General features: G+C 57.0%; 14 protein-coding genes. 2 read left to right on the top strand and 12 right to left on the bottom strand.

Annotated features, from left to right (window positions below):
* Nucleotides 1-219: 219 nt before the first annotated feature.
* Nucleotides 220-1683, bottom strand: a complete 1464-nt coding sequence (locus FHS27_RS14245; protein WP_184305576.1) for a DUF1501 domain-containing protein — start codon at nucleotides 1681-1683, stop codon at nucleotides 220-222.
* Nucleotides 1684-1695: 12 nt separating this feature from the next.
* Nucleotides 1696-4896, bottom strand: coding sequence for a DUF1553 domain-containing protein (locus tag FHS27_RS14240; protein WP_246419766.1), 3201 nt, complete (start codon nucleotides 4894-4896; stop codon nucleotides 1696-1698).
* Between the two features lie 117 nt (nucleotides 4897-5013).
* On the opposite strand from FHS27_RS14240, the gene FHS27_RS14235 reads away from it, so the two are divergent.
* On the top strand, nucleotides 5014-5760 hold the full coding sequence (locus tag FHS27_RS14235) for an AraC family transcriptional regulator (protein ID WP_184305574.1): 747 nt from the start codon (nucleotides 5014-5016) through the stop codon (nucleotides 5758-5760).
* Nucleotides 5761-5967: 207 nt separating this feature from the next.
* On the opposite strand, the gene FHS27_RS14230 is transcribed toward FHS27_RS14235, so the two are convergent.
* The 8 genes from FHS27_RS14230 to FHS27_RS14195 all read right to left on the bottom strand — a co-directional run bounded on the left by FHS27_RS14230 (nucleotide 5968) and on the right by FHS27_RS14195 (nucleotide 19572).
* Entirely contained in the window at nucleotides 5968-11436 is a 5469-nt protein-coding gene (locus FHS27_RS14230) for an MSCRAMM family protein (protein ID WP_449224078.1), read from the bottom strand.
* Between the two features lie 195 nt (nucleotides 11437-11631).
* Nucleotides 11632-12792 (bottom strand): WD40 repeat domain-containing protein, encoded by a 1161-nt coding sequence (locus tag FHS27_RS14225; protein WP_184305572.1) that lies wholly within the window; start codon nucleotides 12790-12792, stop codon nucleotides 11632-11634.
* Nucleotides 12793-12968: 176 nt separating this feature from the next.
* Nucleotides 12969-14156: an L-2-hydroxyglutarate oxidase gene (gene lhgO / locus FHS27_RS14220; protein WP_184305571.1), complete on the bottom strand. Its 1188-nt coding sequence runs from the start codon at nucleotides 14154-14156 to the stop codon at nucleotides 12969-12971.
* 104 nt (nucleotides 14157-14260) lie between these two features.
* Entirely contained in the window at nucleotides 14261-15352 is a 1092-nt protein-coding gene (locus FHS27_RS14215; RefSeq protein ID WP_184305570.1) for an NAD-dependent epimerase/dehydratase family protein, read from the bottom strand.
* Between the two features lie 53 nt (nucleotides 15353-15405).
* Complete coding sequence (locus tag FHS27_RS14210) at nucleotides 15406-15951, bottom strand: hypothetical protein (RefSeq protein ID WP_184305569.1); 546 nt, start codon at nucleotides 15949-15951, stop codon at nucleotides 15406-15408.
* Nucleotides 15952-16032: 81 nt separating this feature from the next.
* Nucleotides 16033-17079, bottom strand: coding sequence for a methyltransferase (locus FHS27_RS14205; RefSeq protein WP_184305568.1), 1047 nt, complete (start codon nucleotides 17077-17079; stop codon nucleotides 16033-16035).
* A gap of 141 nt (nucleotides 17080-17220) precedes the next feature.
* Nucleotides 17221-18798 carry a hypothetical protein gene (locus FHS27_RS14200; protein WP_246419762.1) on the bottom strand — a complete coding sequence of 526 codons (1578 nt, stop codon included), beginning with the start codon at nucleotides 18796-18798 and terminating at the stop codon, nucleotides 17221-17223.
* 315 nt (nucleotides 18799-19113) lie between these two features.
* Nucleotides 19114-19572 (bottom strand): NUDIX hydrolase, encoded by a 459-nt coding sequence (locus FHS27_RS14195; RefSeq protein ID WP_184305566.1) that lies wholly within the window; start codon nucleotides 19570-19572, stop codon nucleotides 19114-19116.
* Nucleotides 19573-19785: 213 nt separating this feature from the next.
* On the opposite strand from FHS27_RS14195, the gene FHS27_RS14190 reads away from it, so the two are divergent.
* Entirely contained in the window at nucleotides 19786-20439 is a 654-nt protein-coding gene (locus FHS27_RS14190; RefSeq protein WP_246419761.1) for a hypothetical protein, read from the top strand.
* Between the two features lie 71 nt (nucleotides 20440-20510).
* Here FHS27_RS14190 and FHS27_RS14185 read toward each other — a convergent pair whose 3' ends face one another.
* Both FHS27_RS14185 and FHS27_RS14180 read right to left on the bottom strand, forming a co-directional pair.
* Complete coding sequence (locus tag FHS27_RS14185) at nucleotides 20511-21302, bottom strand: VTT domain-containing protein (RefSeq protein WP_184305565.1); 792 nt, start codon at nucleotides 21300-21302, stop codon at nucleotides 20511-20513.
* A complete protein-coding gene (locus FHS27_RS14180; protein ID WP_184305564.1) occupies nucleotides 21299-22648 on the bottom strand; it encodes a DUF1552 domain-containing protein in 1350 nt (449 codons plus the stop codon). The genes FHS27_RS14185 and FHS27_RS14180 overlap by 4 nt, the downstream gene beginning before the upstream one ends.
* Nucleotides 22649-22702: the final 54 nt, after the last annotated feature.

Here is a 22702-nt window from a genome sequence, read left to right as displayed (position 1 = left end):
GTCGCTGGAGTTCGTGAGGCTGAATTCAGGCGACATCCAGTTGCTGTGTACGGGCACGTCCATCCTTTGAGATGCTCTCATTGTTCGTCAGTAACAAATGTTGTTGTCCTGGGGATGTGTCTGTTCCAGCCATCCATGCCAGCACGACACGCCAGCGAATGGCGATGTTGTTGGCGATGATATGCTGGCTATGACAATCCGGTGATACCGATTGGTGCGTCAGCTCAAAATCGGTTCGATTACCTCGCCATGGACGTCCGTCAGTCGGAACCGTCGCCCTTGATACTTGTAGGTTAATCGTTCGTGGTCGATGCCGAGCAGGTGCAGGATCGTGGCGTTGAAATCGTGAACGTGTACTCCGTTTTCCACGACGTTGTATCCGAACTCATCCGTTGCTCCAAAGGTCATTCCGGGTTTGACTCCACCGCCTGCAATCCACGTGGTGAAGCAGCGTGGATGGTGGTCGCGACCGTAGTTGTCCGGTGTCATGACACCTTGCGAATACGAGGTTCGTCCGAATTCGCCGCCCCAAATCACCAACGTGTCGTCTAGCATACCGCGTTGTTTGAGATCCTTGATCAAGGCCGCTGACGCTTGGTCAGTTTCCTGAGCTTGTCCTTTGATTCCTTTTGGCAGGTTGGAATGCTGGTCCCATCCCTGGTGGTAAAGTTGGATGAATCGCACGTCACGTTCGGCCAATCGTCGAGCCAGCAAGCAGTTGGCGGCAAACGTGCCAGGGGTGCGAGCGTCGGCACCGTAGGATTCAAATGTTGATTCGGGTTCGTCTGAAAAATCCGTTACACTCGGAACGCTTGCTTGCATCCGAAACGCCATCTCGTATTGTGCGATGCGAGATTCAATTTCGGGATCGAGTTCGTTTTGATACTGATGCTGATTCAGTTTATTGATCGCATCGAGTTGTGATCGACGATGAGGCCGGGTGATGCCTGACGGGTTCGAAAGGTAGAGAACCGGATCGTTTCCGCCGCGGAACTGCACTCCCTGATACTTCGAGTCCAGGAAACCGTTTCCCCACAACCGCGAATAAAGAGGTTGACCACCCTGCCCTGCCGAGACGAGAACGATGAATGCGGGAAGGTCTTCGTTTTCGCTGCCCAGGCCGTACGACAACCATGAACCGAGAGACGGCCGACCGGCAATTTGCGACCCGGTTTGAAACATCGTGATCGCGGGGTCGTGATTGATCGCTTCGGTGTTCATCGATTTGATGAAACAAACATCGTCGACGATTTCGCGGTGGTAAGGCAGCAGGTCGCTCAACCACGCACCGGATTGCCCGTGCTGAGAGAACTTGAAATGCGATCCCGCGAGCGGCAGCGACGATTGGTTCACCGACATGCCGGTGAGTCGTTGTTCGCCACGCACCGCGGGCGGCAGTTCTTCACCATTCATCTTGTTGAGAATGGGTTTGTAATCGAACAGGTCCTGTTGCGCCGGGCCTCCCGATTGAAACAGGTAGATTACCCGTTTGGCTTTGGGGGCGAAGTGCGTGCCGGACATCGCCGACGGAGTGTTGGCGGCGGGAGTCGGCGAGGCCAATCCTTCTCGCCCCATCAGCGATGCTAACGCGGCGCTGCCGAGGGTTGTGCATCCGTTGCGGATGAAAATGCGGCGGTTCGCCGCCAGCGGATTGCTGCTGTGTTGGTTCAGTTGTATGGTCATGTCAGGCCGCCCTTATCGTTTCCAAATGGTTGCGTCGAGGTTCAAGATGGTTTGGCAAACCGCAGTGGTGGCTGCGAGTTCGACAGGGTCGAGGTCGGCGTCCGGTTTGGATTCACCGAGACCGATGAACTCAACCGCAGCGGCACGGTTGTTCGTGAAATAGTCCCGCTCGTTCGCCATTTGGTCCATCAGGATCTTCAATTCGTTGGTTTCTGGATGACGTCCGGTCAATCGAACGAACGCTTCGCTGATACGTGCACTGTCGTCACTGGTCGGTAGGACCGCTGTAGCCAATGCACGTGCGGCTTCCACGAACTGTACGTCGTTGAGCAACACGAGGGCCTGCAACGGTGTGTTGGTGCGTGAGCGTTTGACGGCGCAGACTTCACGACTGCCCGAGTCGAACGTCAGCATGTTGGGCAGCGGAGCGGTGCGTTTCCAAACCGAGTACAACGAGCGACGGTACAACGCCTTGCCCACCGATTGCTGATAAGGAGGTGACATGCCGTTGGATTCACGCCAGAGGTCTTCGCCGGGTTGGTACGGCGATACCGGTGGTCCGCCTCGGGTGAGGTTGATCAGCCCGGAGCTGGCCAAAGCGACATCGCGGATTTGTTCCGCCGCCAAACGGTGTGCGGGGCCGCGTGCGAGCAGACGATTCGTCGGATCGATTTCGTTCTTCTCCGGCGTGATGGCTGAACTTTGACGATACGTTGCCGACATGACGATGTTGCGGCACAACCGTTTGACGTTCCATCCGCTGTCGATGAAATCGCGGGCGAGCCAATCGAGTAGCTCGGGGTGTGTCGGCAGATCGCCTTGCAAGCCAAAGTTCTCGGGCGTGTGGACCAGCGGTTCGGAAAAGAAGTTTGCCCAAAAGCGGTTCACCGCAACGCGTCCGGTCAGCGGGTGTCGCGAATCGGTCACCCATTTTGCTAACCCGAGTCGGTTGTTGGGGGCGTCCTCGGGAAACGTGAGCGGCAGTCCTGACAGGACCGAACGCTGGACACGGGTTTGATCGTTCTTAGGCGCGTCGTATTGGCCGCGGGCGAGCAAGTGCGTTTCGCGAGGCTGTTCGGTTTCCTCCATAATCGGAACTTCGTCCATCACTTCTTCCGCCATCACGAGCGAATGCCGCGCTTCGTTGAGCGCGTCCCATGCGGCACGTGCCGGGGGATCGATCGCGGAGATGTAGGTCGACTCCGATACCGGCACGGATTTTCCGCTGGCGAGGGACTGCAGTTCGTCTGGAGTCAATACTCGCGTGTAGAGACGGATGTCGTCGATCAAACCGCCAGCGAGACCGCGGGCTCGAAAACGTTGTCCGATCACGAATTCACCACCATGGTCCACTTTCACATTCGCAGATTTCTTGATTTTGTCTCGCAGGACGATGGTTTCGAGAGGGACGCCGTTTAGGAACAGTTGCAGTCCGGAGGCCGTCGATGAGCCGTCATAGGTTGCAGTGATCTGGTGCCATTGATCGACAGGAATCGGATCCTTCGAACGGACACCGATGGCATTGCCCGGCCACACGCGATACATCCGCGATTCCAAGTAACCGTCGACGAGTGTCAGATCCCACCCGTTGTATCCGCAGTCCGTACCACGTGTGTGGTGAGCGATCAAACTGCGGTCGGCAACACGTCGTGTTTCTCGTAGTGTCACGACGAATGAAAAAGGCGTCCAACGATCCAAAGGCTCGATGCCCAAGGTTGTGACGCCGCGTTCGCCATCGAGCGACAACGCACGTCGCGGCAAATCGACGGGTTTGTCTTGCGTTTCGGGACGATCATCAGCGGACATCGGATCGAGACGCGCGATCGTGGAGTCGGTCACTGCGACCAAATCAGGCATCGGTGTCCATGCCCGGTCGGACTCCGACGGATGATAGATTTTCTTCAGCGTGTTGTCGAAGTTGCGATCAAATGACAACGCGAGTCGCAAATCGGGGATCGATGTCGACGTCGTTGTTTGCTGATGCTGTTGTTCTTTCCAGGTTAAGTAGCGAGCTTTCGCGTGTTCGCGTTCTGCTGCGTATTTCTGTTGTGCGTCGTCCAGTCGTTGGCGAGCTTCGTCCAAGGCGGCTTGCTGTTCGTCGGTAGGCAGCAGCAACGAGGGGGCGGGAACCTTTTCGGTGCGATCGTAAACGCCACTTTCGTCAATCGAGTTGAAGTAGCCCGACAGCGAATAGAAGTCCTTCATCGGAATCGGGTCGTACTTGTGATCGTGACACCGACAACACTCCAACGTCAGGCCGAGCACCGCAGTTCCGAATGTGTGAACGCGATCGGCAACGTTCTCGAGTCGCCATTCTTCGAACACCGCACCACCCTCATTGTTGAGGCGATGGATTCGATTAAACGCGGTCGCTAAACGTTGGTCGCGGGTTGGGTTCTCCAGCAGGTCGCCGGCCAACTGCCAAGTAAGAAAATCGTTGTAGGGAAGGTTGTCGTTGAACGCTCTGACGACCCAGTCGCGGTAGGGCCACTGCGTGTTCAGTTTGTCGGATTGGTATCCGTAGGAGTCGGCGTATCTCGCGGCATCGAGCCATGCGACCGCCATGTGCTCGCCGAAGGCCGGCGATGCGAGCAATTCCGATACGGCGACACCGTAGGCGTTTTCGCCTAACTGTTCGATCGCCTTCTCGAACCGCGTGATTTGTGCGGGAGTGGGAGGCAAGCCGGTCAGATCCAGAGCGACACGGCGAAGCCAAATCAGCGGTGCCGCCTCGGGTGCAGGACTCAAGCCCGCTTCGTCCATTTTCTCGTTGACAAAACAGTCGATCGGTTGGCGACACCATTCCGGTTTACTGGGGACAGGGATCTCGACCTTTTCGGGAAGCGGTTTGAAGGACCAGTGCCCGTCGTATTGGGCTCCTTCTTCAATCCATTTTGCGATTGTCTGCTTGTCTTCGTCGGTAAGAGCCAAATTTGATTCGGGCGGTGGCATCAATACGTCCGGATCCTCGCTCGTCATTCGTTCAAGGATCTCGCCCGATTCGATCGCATCGATGGCCTCGTCGCGGATGTCCAGACGTAATCCGGACTCACGGTTTTCCTCATCAGGCCCGTGGCAGAAATAGCATTTGTCCGAAAGGATCGGACGAACATCTCGGTTGAAATCGACGTCCTCGCCGTTGACCGGTAGCCGACCGAACATCACGACGGCGAGCCCGAGGGCGAGTGGGATAGATAGCTGACGGTCTTTCAATGTCTTTGCTCCACGCAACAATGATCGCGTTCAATAATGGTTCGTTGAGGCGGCATTATCGACGAAGAGAAACGTGTTGTCTTGCATCAACGCGGAATGGCTGTGTATATTAGACGCATGAAAGATGCCGAAGTGCAAAAGCGTTTTTTTGATCAGCTCGATGATTTCGGACAATTGAACCAGTTGTTCGAGTTGTTGCCGGGTGTGTCGTTTTTCGTCAAAGATCGCCGGGGCCGATTCATCGCGTTGAATCGCCGAGGGTGCGAATATTGCGGTGTGTCGTCGGAAGAGCAGGCGATCGGAAGCACCGATCTAGACTTTTTTCCGAAGCAGCGGGCCGAAGAGTATCGCGCCGACGACGAAGCGGTGATGCGATCGGGCGAGCCACTCGTCAATCGGATCGAGAGTGCGCCGGAATCGGAAGGGTCGCCACGGTTGGTGATGACGAGCAAGATCCCACTGCGAAACCGTCGCGGGGTGGTGATCGGAATCGCTGGGTTCTCGCGTCAGATCGAACAGTTGCGTGAGCAATCGGCCGACGCGGATGCCTTTTCGCTGGTCGTCAATCACTTGCACCTGCATTACGACGAAGCGTTAACGACATCGCAGCTCGCCGAGATGGCAGGGCTATCGGTTAGCCAATTCGAACGACGGTTTCGTCACGCGTTTGGATCGTCGCCACGTCAATACTTGCTTCGCGTTCGGATCGAAAATGCGGCACGCATGTTGGTCGAAACCGAACAAACAATTTCTCAGATCGCGCATGCGTGTGGCTTTTTCGACCATGCCCATTTCAGCCGCAGCTTTCGCAGGATCATGAACACGTCACCATCGGAACATCGTCAACGCCACCGCGGCAAGTGAAGCGGCGTCACTCTTCCGCGAAGATCGCAGAACCACCACGCGGCGACGTCCGGGGAGTCGTCGCCGCGTGATGGTTTCGTGATGCGATGTTCTCTCGTGGTTTCGAGTTGTTTTCAAAAAACGTTCCCGATGTCGCCTGACTTCGGAGGTCCGAAATTTGGCGACATCCCGCTACTGTGCGACAGGCACGTCATCGTTTGAGATGCTCTAGCCCGCCGCCTGGTAGTAGCCGGGATCGTCGATGTCATCACCGTTGAAGTCACCCGCGATCGGTTGTGAATCGCCTGCGGGTCGAGGCACTCGAATCTGTTTGTCGTTTCCGGTGATCCGGTGATCGCCATCGGTATCGATAATCCAGAGGTCTCCTCGCACGACACCGATTTCATCGATCCCGTCGCCGTTGAAATCGCCGACGATCGGTTCGTCACCGGGCATGCCGAAGTTCTTGGGACGGTCTTTGCTCGTCCAACGGCCATCGCCGTCTTCGTCGAGCATCCATTGGCCGCTTCGGAAGACACCGATTTGGTCGATACCGTCACCGTTCCAGTCCCCCGCCAGTGGCGTGTCGACCTGTTCTCCGTACTGGAAAACGTGGTCCACGGCATCGGCGAGCCATTCACCGTCTTCGCCACGCATCAACAAACGTTGTTGTTTCTCTTCTTCGGTGAGGTCGCGGTGGACGAGGTCTTCGCGTCGGAGTTGGCGCCGGCGTTGGTTTGCCGGATCGGGCAAACCGGGGTCTTGGCGGATTCGTTTGGCGTCGTTTTGCCAACGTCGTCCGAAGATGCCGACATCGTCTTTGCCGTCGCCGTCCCAGTCACCGACGACCGGACGGTCCAATTCGGTGCCCAAACGAACCCACAAGTCACCGGCGTCCCATTGTCCGTCACCGTTGAGGTCGACGAACCATTGCCCGTTGATGAACAGGACCGCTTCGTCGACACCGTCGCCGTCGAAGTCGCCCGTCAGCGCGGTGGCATCGGCGTGTCCGAGTTTAATCGATTGGTCGTCGTTCTGGCTCGACAAGCTACGCGTGGATGCCGACAGGGCTTGCGTGCCGCTCGCCATGATCTGCCAACGTCCTTTTGACAGATCCACTTCGAGCAGCACGTCAGGCAGTTTGCCGACGGATCGGTTTGCGGCATCCTGAGCACCGCGGTAGGTCGCTTGTTGAATCTGCAAACGCCCATCGCTCGACGCCATCATCGCAGACTCTGCGCCTTGGCCGCGTGGGAATCCGCCGTTGATCACGCTCAGGTGCCAACTGACTTCCCATTCGTCGTCAGCCAACATTGGTGGTGTGATGTCGTACGGTTGCCAGTAGGCTTCGACGGGGACGACCGGATCGAACGTCTCGATCGGTGCCAGCGGATTGACGGGATCGCTCGGGGTTTCGTAGGACCAAGGCGGAACAACGGGCGGTTCTTCGATCACGATCTCACTAAAGTTGTTACTGACACTCGTTTGGCCAGGATCAACTTGGATGTTAAAGATCGCATCGAATTTCGGATCACCGCCCTCGGCGAGGTTCGAGATAATCGTGTTCAGACTGCTGGGGTCGGAGAAGTCGGCGAGGTTGATCGCCAGGCCACCGGTCGTGCCCGCCGTATCGAGTGAGTCGGTGAAGCCGCTGGGTTGGGTTTGATAGACCGAGTACACGATTCGAGGACGCAGTCCAACGAATTCGTAGTATCCGTTTTCGTCCGTGGTAACACGAATCACGTTGGAGGACGAACCGCCGAGTTGATCATTGGCAGGATCGATTGGAACGCCGAAGACGTCACGCAATTCCAGAGTGACACCACCGAGTCGCGTGTCATCGCTGGTCAGCTCTCCGTCGCGATAATCACGGAGGTCCGCCGGATCCGGGGCTTCGCTGAGAACGAGTGCGTCACCGTCTTGGAAGACGAAACCCGAGATCGTTACCGGTGGGACTTCGGGGAAATTGTATTCTGTTCCTTCGTCGCCACCGGCAACATCAATTTCGCCGATCAAGTCGAACTGCAGCAGACGCCCGCCCAAGGTTCCGATGGTTTGTCCACCATGGAAATATCCATCAGGTTGATACTCTTTGACTTGGTATCGACCGGGACGTAGACCGGTGAATTCGTAGCATCCGTTGGCGTCGGTTTGCGTTGTCGCGATGACGTTGCCTGATTCATCTCTGAGTTCGATGATGACGCCAGGAATCGGTGATTCGTTATCATCGAACTCTTGGTCGAGGTCGAGGTTGCTCCAAACCTTTCCGGAGATAGACGCCGGAGGCAGTTCACAGAAGTCGTAGCGTGTTAGAGATTGGCCTGATGCTAATGCGATCTGTGAGATCACATCGGCTACCGAGTCGTCTCCACCACCGCTGCCGGCGACTTGGCCACCGTGGAAGTAACCTTCGGGTTGAGTCTCACGAACCGTGTAGACGCCCTTTGCCAAATTGCCAAAGCTGTAACTGCCGTCGCTCGCGGTGGTGGTGGACGAAACGAAACGTCCGGCTTCGTCGTAGAGTTCGATGCGAACGCCGCCGAGTCCGATCTCGTCGGGATCTTGGAAGCAATCGCCATCGTTGTCGACGTATACCACTCCTGAGATCTCCGACGGAAGGAGTTCGCAGAAATCGTAGTTAGTCAGCGTTTCGCCCCATCCGATCGGGATGGCGGAGATCCGGTCCGCGAGTGAATCGTCACCGCCCTTGCTGCCGGCGACTTGACCGCCATGGAAGTATCCCGCCGGTTGCGTTTCGCGGATTTGATATTCGCCCGCTCGCAAGTTCGTGAAGGAGTATTTGCCCTCGGCATCGGTTGTGGTGGTGGCGATCACAGTACCCGAATCGTCGATCAACTCGATCAGAACCCCTGCCAGCCCTTCTTCGCCGCTGTCTCGGAAGCAATCTTCGTCGCGGTCGACGTACACAACGCCTGAAATTTCCGAAGGGAGAACTTCGCAGAAGTTATAGTTGGTGAGCGTTTCGCCCCAACCGACCGGGATCGCCGAGATGCGATCGGCCAGCGAATCGTTTCCGCCTTTGCTACCGGCGACTTGCCCACCGTGGAAGTATCCTTCGGGCTGTGTTTCGCGAACGAGGTACTCGCCGGCACGCAGATTGGTGAAGGAGTATTCGCCGTTGGCGTCAGTGGTCGTGGTCGCGATCACGTTGCCGCTGTCATCGACCAATTCAATCAGAACGCCTGCCAATCCCTCTTCGCCGCTGTCGCGAACGCAGTCGTTATCGCGGTCAACGTAGACGACGCCCGAAATTTCAGCCGGCAGGACTTCGCAGAAGTTATAGTTGGTGAGCGTTTCGCCCCATCCGACCGGAATGGCGGAAATGCGATCTTCGAGCGAGTCATTGCCTCCCTTGCTCCCTGCGGTTTGGCCGCCGTGGAAGTATCCCACGGGCTGAGTCTCGCGGACGAGATATTCTCCGGCGCGAAGGTTGGTAAACGAGTACTCGCCCAGTGCGTTGGTTGTCGTCGTCGCGATCACGGCGCCCGAGGGATCGATCAATTCGATCAGCACGCCTTCGATACCTTCTTCACCCGTATCGCGGAAACAATCGGCGTCTCGGTCGACATACACAACGCCCGATAATTCAGCCGGCGGACGTTCGCAAAAGTCATAGTCCGTCGCGTCTTGGCCTGAACCGAGCGTGACGTTTTCGATGCGGTTGGTGCCGTTAACAAGGCCGCCGACCGAGCCGGCCGTTGCGCCGCCTTCGAAGTAGCCTGCGGGTTGTTGTTCGACGACGCTGTACGTTCCGGGTAACAAATTGTCGAAACGATAGACGCCCAAAGCGTCCGTTTGCGTTGTCGCGACGGTTTTGCCGGTGGAGTCCTTGAGTTCAATCACGACACCCGCGAGTGTCATTTCGTTGGGGTCGAGTTCACAGTCTTCGTCAAGATCGACGTGCACGCGACCGCTGATGGACGCGACTTGCCTTTCGCCGAAATCGTAATTGGCGCCGTGCAAACCTTGTCGCAACACGATGTCGACCAACGAGTCATTGTCGTTACCGAGGCTACCGGACCGGGTGCCACCGATCGAACCCACGCTGTCTTTGCCGTCGATGTATCCAGCGGGTTGAGTTTCGACGACCGTGTAGGTGTCCGGCGGGAGTTTGTCGAAGAGGTATTGCCCCTGCGAATTCGTTTGCGTCGTCGCGATGACGGTTCCGGTTGAGTCGACGAGATCCAAGGACACGTTGCCGATGGCTTCTTCACCGGAGTCTCTCACGCCATCGTTGTCACGATCGTGGTAGACCTGTCCCGCGATCGACCCCGGAGCGGCTTCGCAGAAGTTGTAGGATTCGCCGTAACCACCCGATGGCAGTTGGACGTGGCTGATCCTTCCACCGTCAACCGCCGACCCGATCGAGACGAGCACACTGGAAGCCAACGTGCGAATGTCACCAGGGTGGGCACCGCCATCGATCAAACCCTCCGGTGTGATTTCGACAACGCTGTAGATGCCAGCGTGCAGATCTTGGAAACGATAACCGCCATCGGCGCCGGTGTAGGTCGTTGCGATCGTCTTGCCGCTTTCATCGATCAGCCGAATTTCGACACCCGTCAACGGAGTACTGTCTCCATCGTCGTGATCGCCGTCGCAGTCTTCTCCCGGAGCGGCGAGATAGACGAATCCGCCGATCGAACCGAGAGGCAATTCACCGAAGTTATAGTTGATACCGGCGTCACCACCGTTGAGTAACACGTTGACGATCTCGTCGCCTGGGTTGATTGCCGAACCGACAGTTTGACCCGAAACTGTACCGGCGGCATCTTTCCCGTCATCCAAATCAGTCGGTTGATCGACTTCGACGATGCGATATCGTCCTGGCATGATGTCGTTAAACGAATACGACCCATCGGCTTTCGTCGTTGTGGTCAACGTTGCCTGGGGGGAAATGGTGTCGATCGGTTCGAGCCGAACTAGGATTCCACCCAACCCGATTTCGCCAGCATCCTTGGTTCCCGAGTCGTTGTCGTCGCGATAGACAAATCCACTGATCGAGGCGGGACGTGGGGTTTGCGTGACGCTCGCCACGGCCGCAGCAGACCGGTTCGGCAGACTTTCCGCGTCGTCACTTTCGTCGGGCGGCAGGTTCAGACCGAAGTCGGTTTTGGGGTCGCCGTAGTCGTTGAGGAAAATGGAATCGGCGGACGCCTCGTAGTAGTTCGGTGCTTCGAAGACGGCTTCGAGAATCGAGTCCTGAAACTCCTGGCCGGACGTGATCACGTCGAGACGTTGATTGAACTGTTCGAGATCGGCCAGGTTCCGCAACACTTCATCGACGTCGATCGTAAAGATCAAACGGTCGCCGGCTTGGAAGTCGGTCGGTCGCAAGATTAACTCTTGGCCACCGTCGGCAACCTCGACTTCGACGGTCTCCGTTTGGCCTGGAACGAGTTCGAATCCGTGGTAGCCGTTCTTACCGCGGCCGCCCGCCTCGGTGTCGTAAATAGGATCACCGACACTAATTCCGTCACCGTCTTTGTCCGTGCGGATCCGCAGTTCCGTCAACTGCGTTCCCGGGGCACCACCGGTGAACGAAACGATAAACCGGTCACCTGCCGAATCGCTGCCGACGTCGGCTTCCAGGTAATCCGTCTCGAGATAGACGACCCCGATATGAATCGGGTCGGCCGTCATCATGCGGCGTTCCTCGAGTGATTCGACACGCATATGACGCGAGTGGACGGACGTCCGCGAGGACGAGGACGCGATCAAATTGCTGAGGTGTCCGCGACGTGTGCGCACGCAAGACTCCGCAGGATCGAGCATTCGCGATCGCTTGCCGCTGGCTAAACCCAGACCGCTACAAAAATTTTCGATGTGTTTCCAAATCACGCCGGGCACCTCCCTGTGCCGCAGATTTCTCTACCGAGGTGTTGGGGTCAGATTGCCGTTGTCTAAATCGTTTCCAAGAGCAATCTTGCTTTCGGGACTCGCCATCCGTGCCAAGTCCCAACGCCTCAGCGTTGCGTCAAATCCGCCAGAAATCAGGGTTCCGTTGCTAACAACCAATGTGGAAATCGAGCCCACATGGCCGGTCAACGTTGCGATCGTGAATAGACGCTGATCGTCGTCGTTCACACGCACTAAATGAATTTCATCGTCGCTGCCCGCGGTCGCCAGTAGATGGCTGTCCACTATGGCCAGCGAAAACAGACGTCCCGACGTGAGCCGTTGTTGCGATAACAATGCGAGCCGACCGGTGTCGAACCGAATCAGTTCGCCGTCTTCTGCAACGCTCACCAGAACGTTGGAGTTGGGCATGAATGCGATGTCGCGGATGCGGGCCGAATGCAGGCGTTTTTCGGTGAGCGTCTTTCCGGTGGCGGGATCAAACAGATGCACGTGGCCGTCACGGCCCGCGACCGCGAGAATGCGCCCGTCGTCGCGATACGCACAGCAGCGAAGGTCGACACAATCGCAGCGCAGTTTGGGCATCGTCGCGGCAGCTTTTCCGATTAAAAAGACCTGCGAATCAAATCCGACTGCGGCAATTTGTTTGCCCGAACCTGCAAACCGCACGCACGCCAACGCGGGGGCGGAATCAATTTCCTGCAAAACTGCAAACTCTCGGCGACGGTCCCAAAGGATCATCTGGCCGTCGTTGCCAGCTGAAACCAAGCGGTTTCCGGACGAGTCGAACGCCAGCGTGCGGATCCAGTCAAAATGACCCGGGTTGGACGACTTTTGCGATCCGCCTTCACCCAACACGTGCACCACGCCGAACGTTTCGGCATTCAAAATTCGAATCACATGATCGTCGCCGGCCACTGCGAGAAACTCGCCACGCGGGTCCACTGCGATCGCCGTGACGACGACCCGCTCGACTTCGCTATCGACGGGGGAGAGCCTGAATACTCGCGAGACAATAGGCGTGCCGTCGGTGTGGCTGCCGCCTGCGGTTTGAATGATCGACGGACCTTCCGCTCCGGCCGGGCGGCAGACGCCCGATGCGGTCGCCAACATGGCAACCCCAAGCGTCAACGCTCGTCGGCGTTGGACCACGGTTATTGAACTGTCTTTCATGACTCCCCCCGGATTCAATGTGACGCAGCGCGCGAGTAAATGCGCTCCAGTCGTTGTGATCGGCATCTGCGACCATCATCATGAATCCAAAACGACGCCTCAGGCTAAAGCGAACGAAGGCGTTTCACGGTGAAACTGATCCTTGCCCGAGATTCGCAGGCCTCGCGGACGTTTCTCTATCCGTTGAGAACGCCATCGGCGATGACGCGTCCGATCTCCAGTGACGCGGTGGCGGCGGGGCTCGGCGCGTTGAGCACATGAGAAATTCGACCGTCGATCTGAATCTGGAAATCATCAACGAGGTCACCACGGGCGGTGACAGCTTGCGCACGTACTCCCGCCCGGCAGCGTACGACGTGTTCGCTCTGAATTTCCGGAATCAATTTTTGTAAGGCCGCGACAAAGGCGGACTTCGAAAGCGACCGCCAGACCTCACCGGCGCCCATCTTCCAGTGTTTGAACGCCATCCGCTGAAAACCACCGTACGTCAGAGCCTCAAAAAGTTCGCCGGGACGGATCGTCGTCCAGTCATAACCCTCGCGGGCCAGAGCCAGAACCGCGTTCGGACCACACTCGACACCGCCGTCGATCATTCGCGTGAAGTGCACACCTAGGAACGGAAACTTCGGATCGGGGACCGGATAGATTAGATGTCTGCAAAGATGCCGGTATTCCGATCGGAGTTCGTAGTATTCACCACGAAAAGGGACAATGCGCGCGACCGGATTGCCACCTGCTAAACGCACGAGATGATCGCTGTAGAGACCCGCGCAATTGATGATGCGACCGGCGGTGATGTGGTCACGATTGCTTTTTAGAATGACCTGTCGTGCTTGTCGCTCGATTTGCGCGACCCGAAAGTTGAAACGCACTTCGTGGCCGGATTCTCGCAACCGAGTGACCAGCCTTTCACAGACGGATTCGTAGTTGACGATCCCTGCCTCGGGAACGTGGATCGCGGCGACGCCACGGGCATGAGGTTCGATCTCCCTCAATTGCTGGGAATCAATCTTATGGCAATCGACTCCGTTTGCGTGGCCCCGTTGGAGGATCGCGTCAAGTCGTGGGATTTCGAAATCGTCGGTGGCAACGATGACTTTGCCGCAGATTTCAAACGGCACGGCATGTTCCTGGCAGAACTCTTGCATTGCCCGTTTCCCTGTCCGACACGTGGTCGCCTTGAGGGAACCGGGTTTGTAATAGATGCCCGTGTGCAACACACCCGAGTTGCGACCGGACTGATGCTTTGCCGGCGCAGGTTCCTTCTCGACGACGATCAGGTTGGCATCGGGGCTCTTTTGTGAGATCGCGTAGGCTGTGGCCAAGCCGACGATGCCGCCTCCGATGATGCAGATGTCAGGCATTCGCGGGGGCTTCGGTTGCGGGGGCTTCGGTTCATGGGCCGTCGGGAAGACACGTTGAAACGACCAGCGTCAAAATCGGTTCTCGTTGAAGAGCAACGATGACTTTATAGCCAGCCGTGTTCGCGGTACCACAACGCCGTTTGATTAAGGCGAGTTTGTAAGTCGCTGGTCAGACGCAAATCGCCGGCTCGTTGCAGTTTTCCGGGATCGCAGGCCCAACCGGTCGCGATCGCTTCGCGTGACTTGTCGACGCCGAGGATATGCGGCCTGCGTCGCAGGTAACTCATGCCTTGGTTGATCAACGCGGTTGCTCGAACGATCCGCGGTGGGACTTGAATGCATCGCACTTTCGTTTTTCCGATCGCACGGCCGATCATCTTTCCCAACTCCGCGTACGTCACCGTCGTCGGGTCACTGACAAAGTAGACTCCTTGCCCGTATTCGCTCGACGGAGTTCGGTGTTGTTCGTCGAGGCTGCCCGTCCGTGGCGAGCAACGTTCGCCATGGCAGGCAACCGTCACGAGGGTTTGAGCGAGATCCTCGACGTGAATCACTGAAAACAATGTCGGCCACCAACCGGGAACCAAATGAACGCTCATGGAGGAAATCATTCGGAACATTTCGAACCCGTCTCGGTCGCCGGGGCCAATCACGATCGGTGGTCGGACGATGCTGATGGGAATGCGGTCGGCGAACGCGGTAATCGCCCGCTCGCCCGCGAGTTTGCTGCGACCGTAGTTCGATACCGGCGACGTGGGGTCTGTTTCTCGGCGAACCCGGTAACGTCCGAGACGGTAGGGTTGTGGAACGTCCTCGCCAGGTTGCAGTTTGACCAACGGACCGCCGGCCGCGAGTGATGACACCGCGACGAGCGTCGGAGGCGTTTTCAAATCGGCACACGCTTGGGCCAGCAACCGTGACCCGGTTTCATTGACGTCCCACAACGTCTGTTTGCGCAGTGCCTTGGTAACCCCCGCGAGGTGAAAGACTGCATCGGTTCCGGCGACGGCTTTACGAAGAGACGCGAGATCAGAAAGTGAGCCCTCGGCAAACTCGAACCCATCGGATTCGAACGGTGATCGATCAGAGGTTGGGCGTACCAGGCACCGCACATCCCATCCGCTCTGATGCAAATAGCGTGCGAGGTGTTGACCGATGAACCCACTCGCGCCGGTTATCAATGCCTTTTTTGTCATGACTCTCTCTCGTCACCGCTTTCGTTGGTCGTTGATGTGACGTTCCAATGATTTCAACCTCGATAAAAATCAATCCAGTGAACCTTGAGTTTTTCCGGAGCGTTCGAGATCAGTGCGGCGGGCACTTGTATTTCGATAACGCCCTTCTTCAGCGGAATCTCCGTGGCAAGGTTTCCGTCTTGATCAACCAATTTGATGTTCAACCAATACGGACTTTTTGAGTCTAGTGGTTTGTCTTCCTCGTTCCCTTTCCACGTCCGGATCAACGGAACGCCACTGCTCGATACGGACGCGTGAAGCGTGGTCGCACCGTCGCTGATTCGAAATCCTTCGAGTCCTTTGAGGTGTAGGTGGATGGCAATCTTCTCGGGCCACGAATCCGCTTCCCTTTGGATCACCGCCTGCCCGATTCCTCGCGGGCTACGGATTGAAAAACAGGTGCGTTTTTCTTCCGTAACTACTTTTACCGTATCTTCGGGATGATGGACCGTGATCGAAAACGTGTGCGAATGATTGTCCGCTGCGGTCAATACGGGGTCGCATACCAAGTGCGTGAACAGCAGAACGGTCGCCATGAAAATTGTTTTGTGCAAACGCATGGCAACCTTCCGCTCACTTCTTTGTGGAAACAGTTCGGTTCATCGTACTCTGAAAATAGAGCTTTGAAATTCCTTATCGACCTAACATTTTGTCGCAGTGAGGAAACCACGGTCTCCGGTTGTATCTCGGTAGGGATGCAGCTCAAAACCGTGAGGACGAAGAAAATCGCCATATTCGGAAACGCTGTAACACTTGCCCTGGGTGATATTCATCAATAACGAGGAATATTCGGCGACAGGCAATGGACCCGTCTTTTCGGCGTTGATGATCGCCCCGTGAATGATGATCAGGCCACCCACGGGGAGCGCCTCGCGCGCTTTGTTCACAATCTGTTGAGCCTCCGCGACGTCCCAGTCGTGCAGCAAGTTGGAGAGCAGCACCACATCGACGTCCGTCGGCCACGGATCGCGAAACATGTCCGCCGAATGCACGTGAACCTGATCGCTGAGCCCCAGGCGATCGATTTCTTTTCTCGCGATTTCGTCGACCGGGGATTGTTCCAGCACGGTCGCGCGAAGGTGCGGATGCCGCGTGACCATCGTTGAACTGTAGATGCCTGAACCACCGCCGACATCGAGCATGTGTTGATGTCCGGCGATTTGATCCGAAACCGCTGCTGCGAGTTTTTGACCGAACGCGATACCACGGCAATTCATTAGGTCCGTAAAACTGCGTGCGAACGTCTCGTCCTTCATCGACTCGTGCCAATCAGCACCGTCGGATTTGGCTTGCCAGTTTGCAGGTTTGCCTGTCCTCAAGATCGAGACGAAATCCTTTCGCACCGGAGAGTCGGCGATCGGTTGGTAGTAGGGTCCCAAGAACCACTGGCTATCGGAGGTAAGGAATTCGCGACCGACGGACGTCAGCACGATCCCGCCGTCGGATTCGTTCGCGATAAACCCACTCGCCCGGCACAATGTCAGCAGCACATCAGCCGGACGTGTCTGCCATTCGAAATGGGAACAGAGATTGTCAAACGAGATTCCCGCGTGTTGGTCGATGAAACTGAAAAAGTCGAATTCGAGAATCGCGGCACCGATCAGATCAGCCGCATATTGACGATCTCGGTATCGCAAAATCACAGCAGGGTCGGACGACGGAGTTTGCATCAAATCAACGGTGGACATTCAGTGTTGCCTTTGAGGTGGGGACGCGATTGCTCGCGTTTTGCGGGGGGCGTCACGAATCGAAACCCTCGAATTGGTTGTGATCGCAAACGGATTTGGGGCGGGGACACCCTGCTCATTACGAGGGTGCTGATTTTTTGACTAGTCGCGAAAGGACTCGATCAGGTCGGCGAGGCGTTTGGGGTCGGCGCCTTCGACTTGATCGAGGTTGCGCAGGATCTCGATCGATTCGACGCGGTGGCCGGGAGTTGCTTTGGTCGAGATCGCCTGAAAAACCGCTTTGGCGGCTTGGCCCTCGGGTGACGACACGTTGAGCTGGAAAGGGGCGAGCGCGTGTGCGACGCTGAGCGGGAGTTCTTCAAACGTGTAGGGATAATCGCGTTTGTTGCGATACAGCGTGATTTGCTCGGCGCTAGATTGCTTCACCAAAAATGTCATCGATTCGGTCAGATTGACTTCGTTACCGGCGACCAAGTCTGCCATCGCTCGTTGAATCGCACCTCGATAGAACGTAGCGAGATCAGCGAATTGGAAAAGGGTCTCGGCGCTTTGTTTTTGAGCGTCCGTGACCGCTTTCGCTTCGGCGGTTTCGGCGAGTGATTTCATGGTGTCCCACGCGCCGTTCTTGATCGCATCACGCGATGCGGTGACGGCAGCCTCTCCCGCGGCGATTTGTTCGGCAGTGGGCGGTTGAGGTGAATCGGGCGTGCTGTTGGCCGGAGGGACCGGGGTCGGCGTCGGAGCGGGCGTCGTGACCATCGGGGGCTCGGCTGTCATCGGCGGAGTACCCATCGATGGATTCGTCATCGTATCCATCGACGGAGGCTGATCGGGCGACGACATGTTTGGCATCGAACCGGGCGAGGTACCGGTAGGCGGCGTCGGCATCTCGAAATCGGATGGCATCCATGAACCCACGTTTGGGGAATCGGGCCGGACGCGAGGTGGTGTCGGCATGATCCCGTCGCTGGCTACTGAGCGTGGCGGGGCGCTTTGTGATGGTCTGGAGTTTGCGCTGTCGGTTCCCGGTTTGATTGCAAACCCGTCGTTGTTCTTGACAACGACAATGCCGCCGCCACGGAGGAAAACGTACGCAAAGCCGCCAACGATGGCAGTGAGAAGGACCAGCACGATCGTTCCGAAAATCAGTCCGCCGGTGGATCGTCGGCGTCTCACGGGGCGTCGGGTCGCGATTTGAGGCCCCGACGACCGAATGGGGGTGAGGGGCGGTGCCGAGTTCGCCACCGTGGGTGGACCGGATTGGTCCTGAACGGGAGTGGGGGCTGAGAAGATTTGTTCTCCGACCGAGGGCGCATCAGGCAACGCCGGCGATTGGGAAGCCGCCGAAGGTGGAGGGGCTGACGCTGGTCCCGGTGGAGATTTCTTGGCCGTCGGCAGGAGTGCCGCGAGCGGGTCGACAACGCTCGATGAGTCAGGTTCGGGATCGTTGATGATTCCGTACTGCGCGTCGAGAGCGGTTTTCTGCGCCGGATCGCTTAATACTTTCTGTGCGGCTTGAACCGCCCGAGCGGCTTTCGTCCAGACCTCAGGGGAGGCCGACGGTTTTGCCTGCTTGAGAGAGCGAACCCGTTTTTCGATCGCCGACCGGATCAACTCATGATCCGCTTCACCCAATTCGAGCCCAAAAACCTGGTAGGCGTTGGGCTGGGTGACGTCGGCTGGCAAGCCCAGAAGATCGTGGACTGAGGGACCGGGCATCGCGATACAACTCGAAAGCGTCGATTCGTGAAGGATGAACAAGAGACCCGAATTTAATCGAATCGACGCATCTCAGTGGCCCGTCGCAGATTTATTTCTTGCGATGACGAATCTTTGCCCGCATTCGTCGTTTCTTTCTTCCCACTTTGCGACGGCCTTTTCCAGTTCTCTTAGTACCCACCTAGTTCATTCTCCTCGTCGATTTTTCTGTATTTTAGATTGCGAGGAGTTACGGCCTCCCCAACATGCAAGGCACGTAAGCGTAGCAGAACACGTTTTTCAGGCAAGGTGGAAAGCGGAAGGGGACGTTCTCGCCTAATTACCAGAGACATTCCACGGCAGATCGATCTGGCCGGCCCGCCAATGTGAGAGGAACTCAGGTAGGCTCGGGAGGACATTGGACGCCTGAGCGATGTCGTCGGGCGTCATCCAATGGATTTCAGCGACTTCTTCCGGATTCGCCACCGGTTCAGCCTCGTCGTTGATGTTCGCGATCCACCATGCGAGTTGCGTTCCCCATGGCGTGACGCTGCGGTGGCACAAGCGAACGGGTTCGACATCGACGAGGATTTCTTCCTGCATCTCACGAATCAGGGCCTCTTCCTCGGATTCACCCGCTTCGATTCCACCACCGGGCAGACACAGTTTGCCGGGGGCGTTGACGGTCAGTGATCGACGAATGATCAGTAATCGGTCTTGACGAAACATCACGCCAATCACACCGCGTTTGCGATTTCGGCGTCGTGAGGAAGACGATGGTGGGGAGTATGACATGAACGAACTTCTATCAATCCTAGGATGAGATGAGCAACCCGAATCCGTGGGCCCCCACATGGCAGATGAGCAAAATTTCGAAATTTCGTCAAGAAATCGTTTGTGGCAGGTCGATGCAACAGGTGTCGTTAAAGTTTGCCTAAGCCTCCATGTCTGAGCAACCGGCAATTCCGCCCTCCACTGACATCCCCAGTCGCAAGCAAGGTCCGATTCATGCAACCTGCCAAATCGTCCAGCGCGGCCAACCCGAGTGCTTCCGTGAAACATCGCAGCCATAGAAATGTTGTTACGACGATGCTGCCGCAGTTGTTGTGCGTGGGACTCGCGATATTGCCGATGGGTTTGACGGGATGTTCGATGTTCCCCGGGGCGGCGATCAAGATGCCAGCGTTGACCGCGTTGGGTACCGGTGCGGCACCTTCCGCATCCGTACAGCAAGAAAACTATGTACCCGTCGGCGTCAATGCTTCACTGCCATCGAGCACGTTTACCCAAGAGGTCTACCAAAGCGTTCGCAACGCGAAGGCCAACAACTCGATCGTTCTACAGATTCTCGACGATGATGTGCCGATTCGAGTCTTGCCGTTGCCTAATGGCGAAAGCGGTGCCGGGCAAAGTGTTTTCGTCAGCACATTGTTGGAACAAACCGGCGTGATGAGGAAACTCGGCAAAGTTCAAGCGGCGTTGTATCGCCCATCGCCGAGTAGTTTCGAAGGCGTCCGGATGGATGTGCTCTTCGTCGACCGGGCTCCTGATCAAATTCGTCCTGAGTCCGATTATTCGCTACGTCCCGGTGACCGGTTGGTCATTGCGAAAGACACGCGGATGGGAATGGACAGTCTGATCGACATGGTTCTCGATCGATAATCTTCATACGGATTGGCTCCGTTGAGAAAAGCCTTTCACGCGCGGTTATCGTTCACGACTGCCATACCAGGCTACTGTTCGTAGGCGGACCCGACTGAAACCATTTCGCTGTTACGGGACTCTTCGGCGAACGCGTTCACGATACGTCGCGGAACCCAGACCGAGAGCACGATCGCGGCGGCGACGGAGCATCCGACGCCGACCATCTTTGCGATCCCGAACCCGTCTTCACTGGTCGCAGCGGCACCGCAACAAACCCACAGCCATTGTGGGATCGATGCCATGATCGCGGCACAGGCGTACGGCGTTTGCCGGGCCGACGCGGCGCCCATGGTGTAGCTGATAATGGTCGTGGGAATTGGGGTTAAGCGGACCGCCAAATGGAATCCGAATCCTCCTTCGCGGGCCATTTTGCGAATCTGCATCAGCAAACGTTGAGTTTGCAAACCTTTGTTTGACGACGCCTTTTGACCGATTTCGGCAGACGCATCGATTTCGAAGAATGGTGCCTGCCAAGAAATCGGATCAGATCGTTGTTGTCGTTTGGCTCGGCGACTCGGCAGAGTCCATTGTCCGATGTGGTAATTCACCATCGCCGACACGAGTGCCGTTGTGGTCAAAATCCAGGCACCGTCGAACATCCCAAACAGACCACCGGCGGCCAATGAGATGAAGGTCTTAGGAACAAAGAAACACATCAGTCCCGTCCCCAAAATCACAAACCCGATGGGGCCGGCACCCTGGGAGGATTCAAGCAGTTGTCTGGCCGTCGTGAGCGAACTGCCCGTGGCTAACCAGGCCAGTGCGGATAACAGGATTGCGATCGGAATGAGCCGCCGTCGTTGCAGCAGGAGTGCGTTCATCCTAGCCGGTCGAGAGGTGCGGTACTGTCGCCGAACTTATCTGCCGATGCTCCCATTTGCTGCATCATCCACAGATAAAGGTTGCAGAGCGGCGTGCCATTCTTGTAGCGAATGTGTCGTCCGGATCGGATGCGTCCGCCTCCACCACCGGCCAACAATATCGGCAAGTCGTCATGGTTGTGGCGATCGCCGTCACTGATCCCGCTGCCGTAGACAATCATGCAATGGTCGAGCAGCGTGCCTTCACCTTCGGGGATTTGTTTCAGCTTTCTCAGCAGGTACTCAAATCGGTCGAGATGGAACCGGTTGATCTTTGCAATGCCGTGCTGCTTGTCGGCGCTTTTGCCGTGATGCGAAAGTTCATGGTGTCCGTCGTTGACTTCGATTTCTTTATACGACCGATTGCTGCCCGCGTTAGTAAACATGAACGAGAGGATCCGAGTGCTATCGGTTTGATAGGCAAGTGCGATCATATCCATCATCAATTCACTGTGTTTGGATAGTTCGCGAGGCACGCCGAGCGGTCGGGGAAAATCGGGGACGCCTTCTTCGGTCATGCCGAGTTTTTCAGCTCCGGCAATCCGTTTCTCAATGTCGCGGACAGAATACAGGTATTCATCGAGTTTCCGGCGGTCAACGATGGGAAGGTGTGCGTGCAATCGTTTCGCGTCGGCTTCGACAAAGTCGAGAATGGACTTGCGATGTTTTTCGCGTTCGCTGCGTGCCCGTCGTGTTTCCTTTTCAGTTTGACCTCCGAAGAGTCGATCGAATACCGCCCGCGGATCGTGCTCTTTGGCCATCGGATTGGTCGGTCCACGCCATGACATGTTCGACGCGTATGCACAACTGTAGCCGGAATCGCAATTGCCGGCCTGGCTACTCGTTTCGAGTCCTAGTTCGAGTGATGAGAATCGAGTCGCATCGCCGACCTGCATTGCCGTTGCCTGGTCTACCGAGACGCCGTTTTCGATGTCGGCGCCGTTGGTTTTTCGCGGATGAGCGCCCGTCAAAAACGCCGCCACGCTGCGGGCATGGTCACCTCCGCCGTCACCGTGTGCTCGGGCTCCGTCGAGCGTTAACCCGGAGAGCACATTGATGTCGTTTCGGTGGTCGGCAATTCGGGCCAGTGTTTCGGTCATGGCGTACGACGCACCGTCTTCCTTCGGCGTCCAGTCAGGCATGTGCATGCCATTGGGGACATAGAAGAATCCCATTCGGATCGGAGACGATGTTTCGCGATGCGAGGCCGCGAGAAGTCGAGTGGGGTGCATCGCATCGAGCATCGGCAGAGCAACGGATGTCCCCAATCCGCGGAGAACGGTTCGTCGTGAAAGAGTGATTGCCATCGGATCGTTCTCGGTTTTGCGTTGATCGGGGGGGAGCATCACGGAGGAGGAGTG

The sequence above is a fragment of the Aporhodopirellula rubra genome, assembly GCF_014192335.1.
Taxonomy (GTDB): domain Bacteria; phylum Planctomycetota; class Planctomycetia; order Pirellulales; family Pirellulaceae; genus Rhodopirellula; species Rhodopirellula rubra.
This window is presented reverse-complemented; position numbering and strand designations above follow the sequence as displayed.

What these genes read in the sequence shown, in the direction of transcription:
- FHS27_RS14245 (WP_184305576.1), bottom strand. Translation starts at nt 1,683, where the DNA reads ATGACCATACAACTGAACCAACACAGCAGCAATCCGCTGGCGGCGAAC.
- FHS27_RS14235 (WP_184305574.1), top strand. Translation starts at nt 5,014, where the DNA reads ATGAAAGATGCCGAAGTGCAAAAGCGTTTTTTTGATCAGCTCGATGAT.
- FHS27_RS14230 (WP_449224078.1), bottom strand. Translation starts at nt 11,436, where the DNA reads ATGCGTGTCGAATCACTCGAGGAACGCCGCATGATGACGGCCGACCCG.
- FHS27_RS14225 (WP_184305572.1), bottom strand. Translation starts at nt 12,792, where the DNA reads ATGAAAGACAGTTCAATAACCGTGGTCCAACGCCGACGAGCGTTGACG.
- lhgO (WP_184305571.1), bottom strand. Translation starts at nt 14,156, where the DNA reads ATGCCTGACATCTGCATCATCGGAGGCGGCATCGTCGGCTTGGCCACA.
- FHS27_RS14215 (WP_184305570.1), bottom strand. Translation starts at nt 15,352, where the DNA reads ATGACAAAAAAGGCATTGATAACCGGCGCGAGTGGGTTCATCGGTCAA.
- FHS27_RS14210 (WP_184305569.1), bottom strand. Translation starts at nt 15,951, where the DNA reads ATGCGTTTGCACAAAACAATTTTCATGGCGACCGTTCTGCTGTTCACG.
- FHS27_RS14205 (WP_184305568.1), bottom strand. Translation starts at nt 17,079, where the DNA reads ATGTCCACCGTTGATTTGATGCAAACTCCGTCGTCCGACCCTGCTGTG.
- FHS27_RS14200 (WP_246419762.1), bottom strand. Translation starts at nt 18,798, where the DNA reads ATGCCCGGTCCCTCAGTCCACGATCTTCTGGGCTTGCCAGCCGACGTC.
- FHS27_RS14195 (WP_184305566.1), bottom strand. Translation starts at nt 19,572, where the DNA reads ATGTCATACTCCCCACCATCGTCTTCCTCACGACGCCGAAATCGCAAA.
- FHS27_RS14190 (WP_246419761.1), top strand. Translation starts at nt 19,786, where the DNA reads ATGCAACCTGCCAAATCGTCCAGCGCGGCCAACCCGAGTGCTTCCGTG.
- FHS27_RS14185 (WP_184305565.1), bottom strand. Translation starts at nt 21,302, where the DNA reads ATGAACGCACTCCTGCTGCAACGACGGCGGCTCATTCCGATCGCAATC.
- FHS27_RS14180 (WP_184305564.1), bottom strand. Translation starts at nt 22,648, where the DNA reads ATGGCAATCACTCTTTCACGACGAACCGTTCTCCGCGGATTGGGGACA.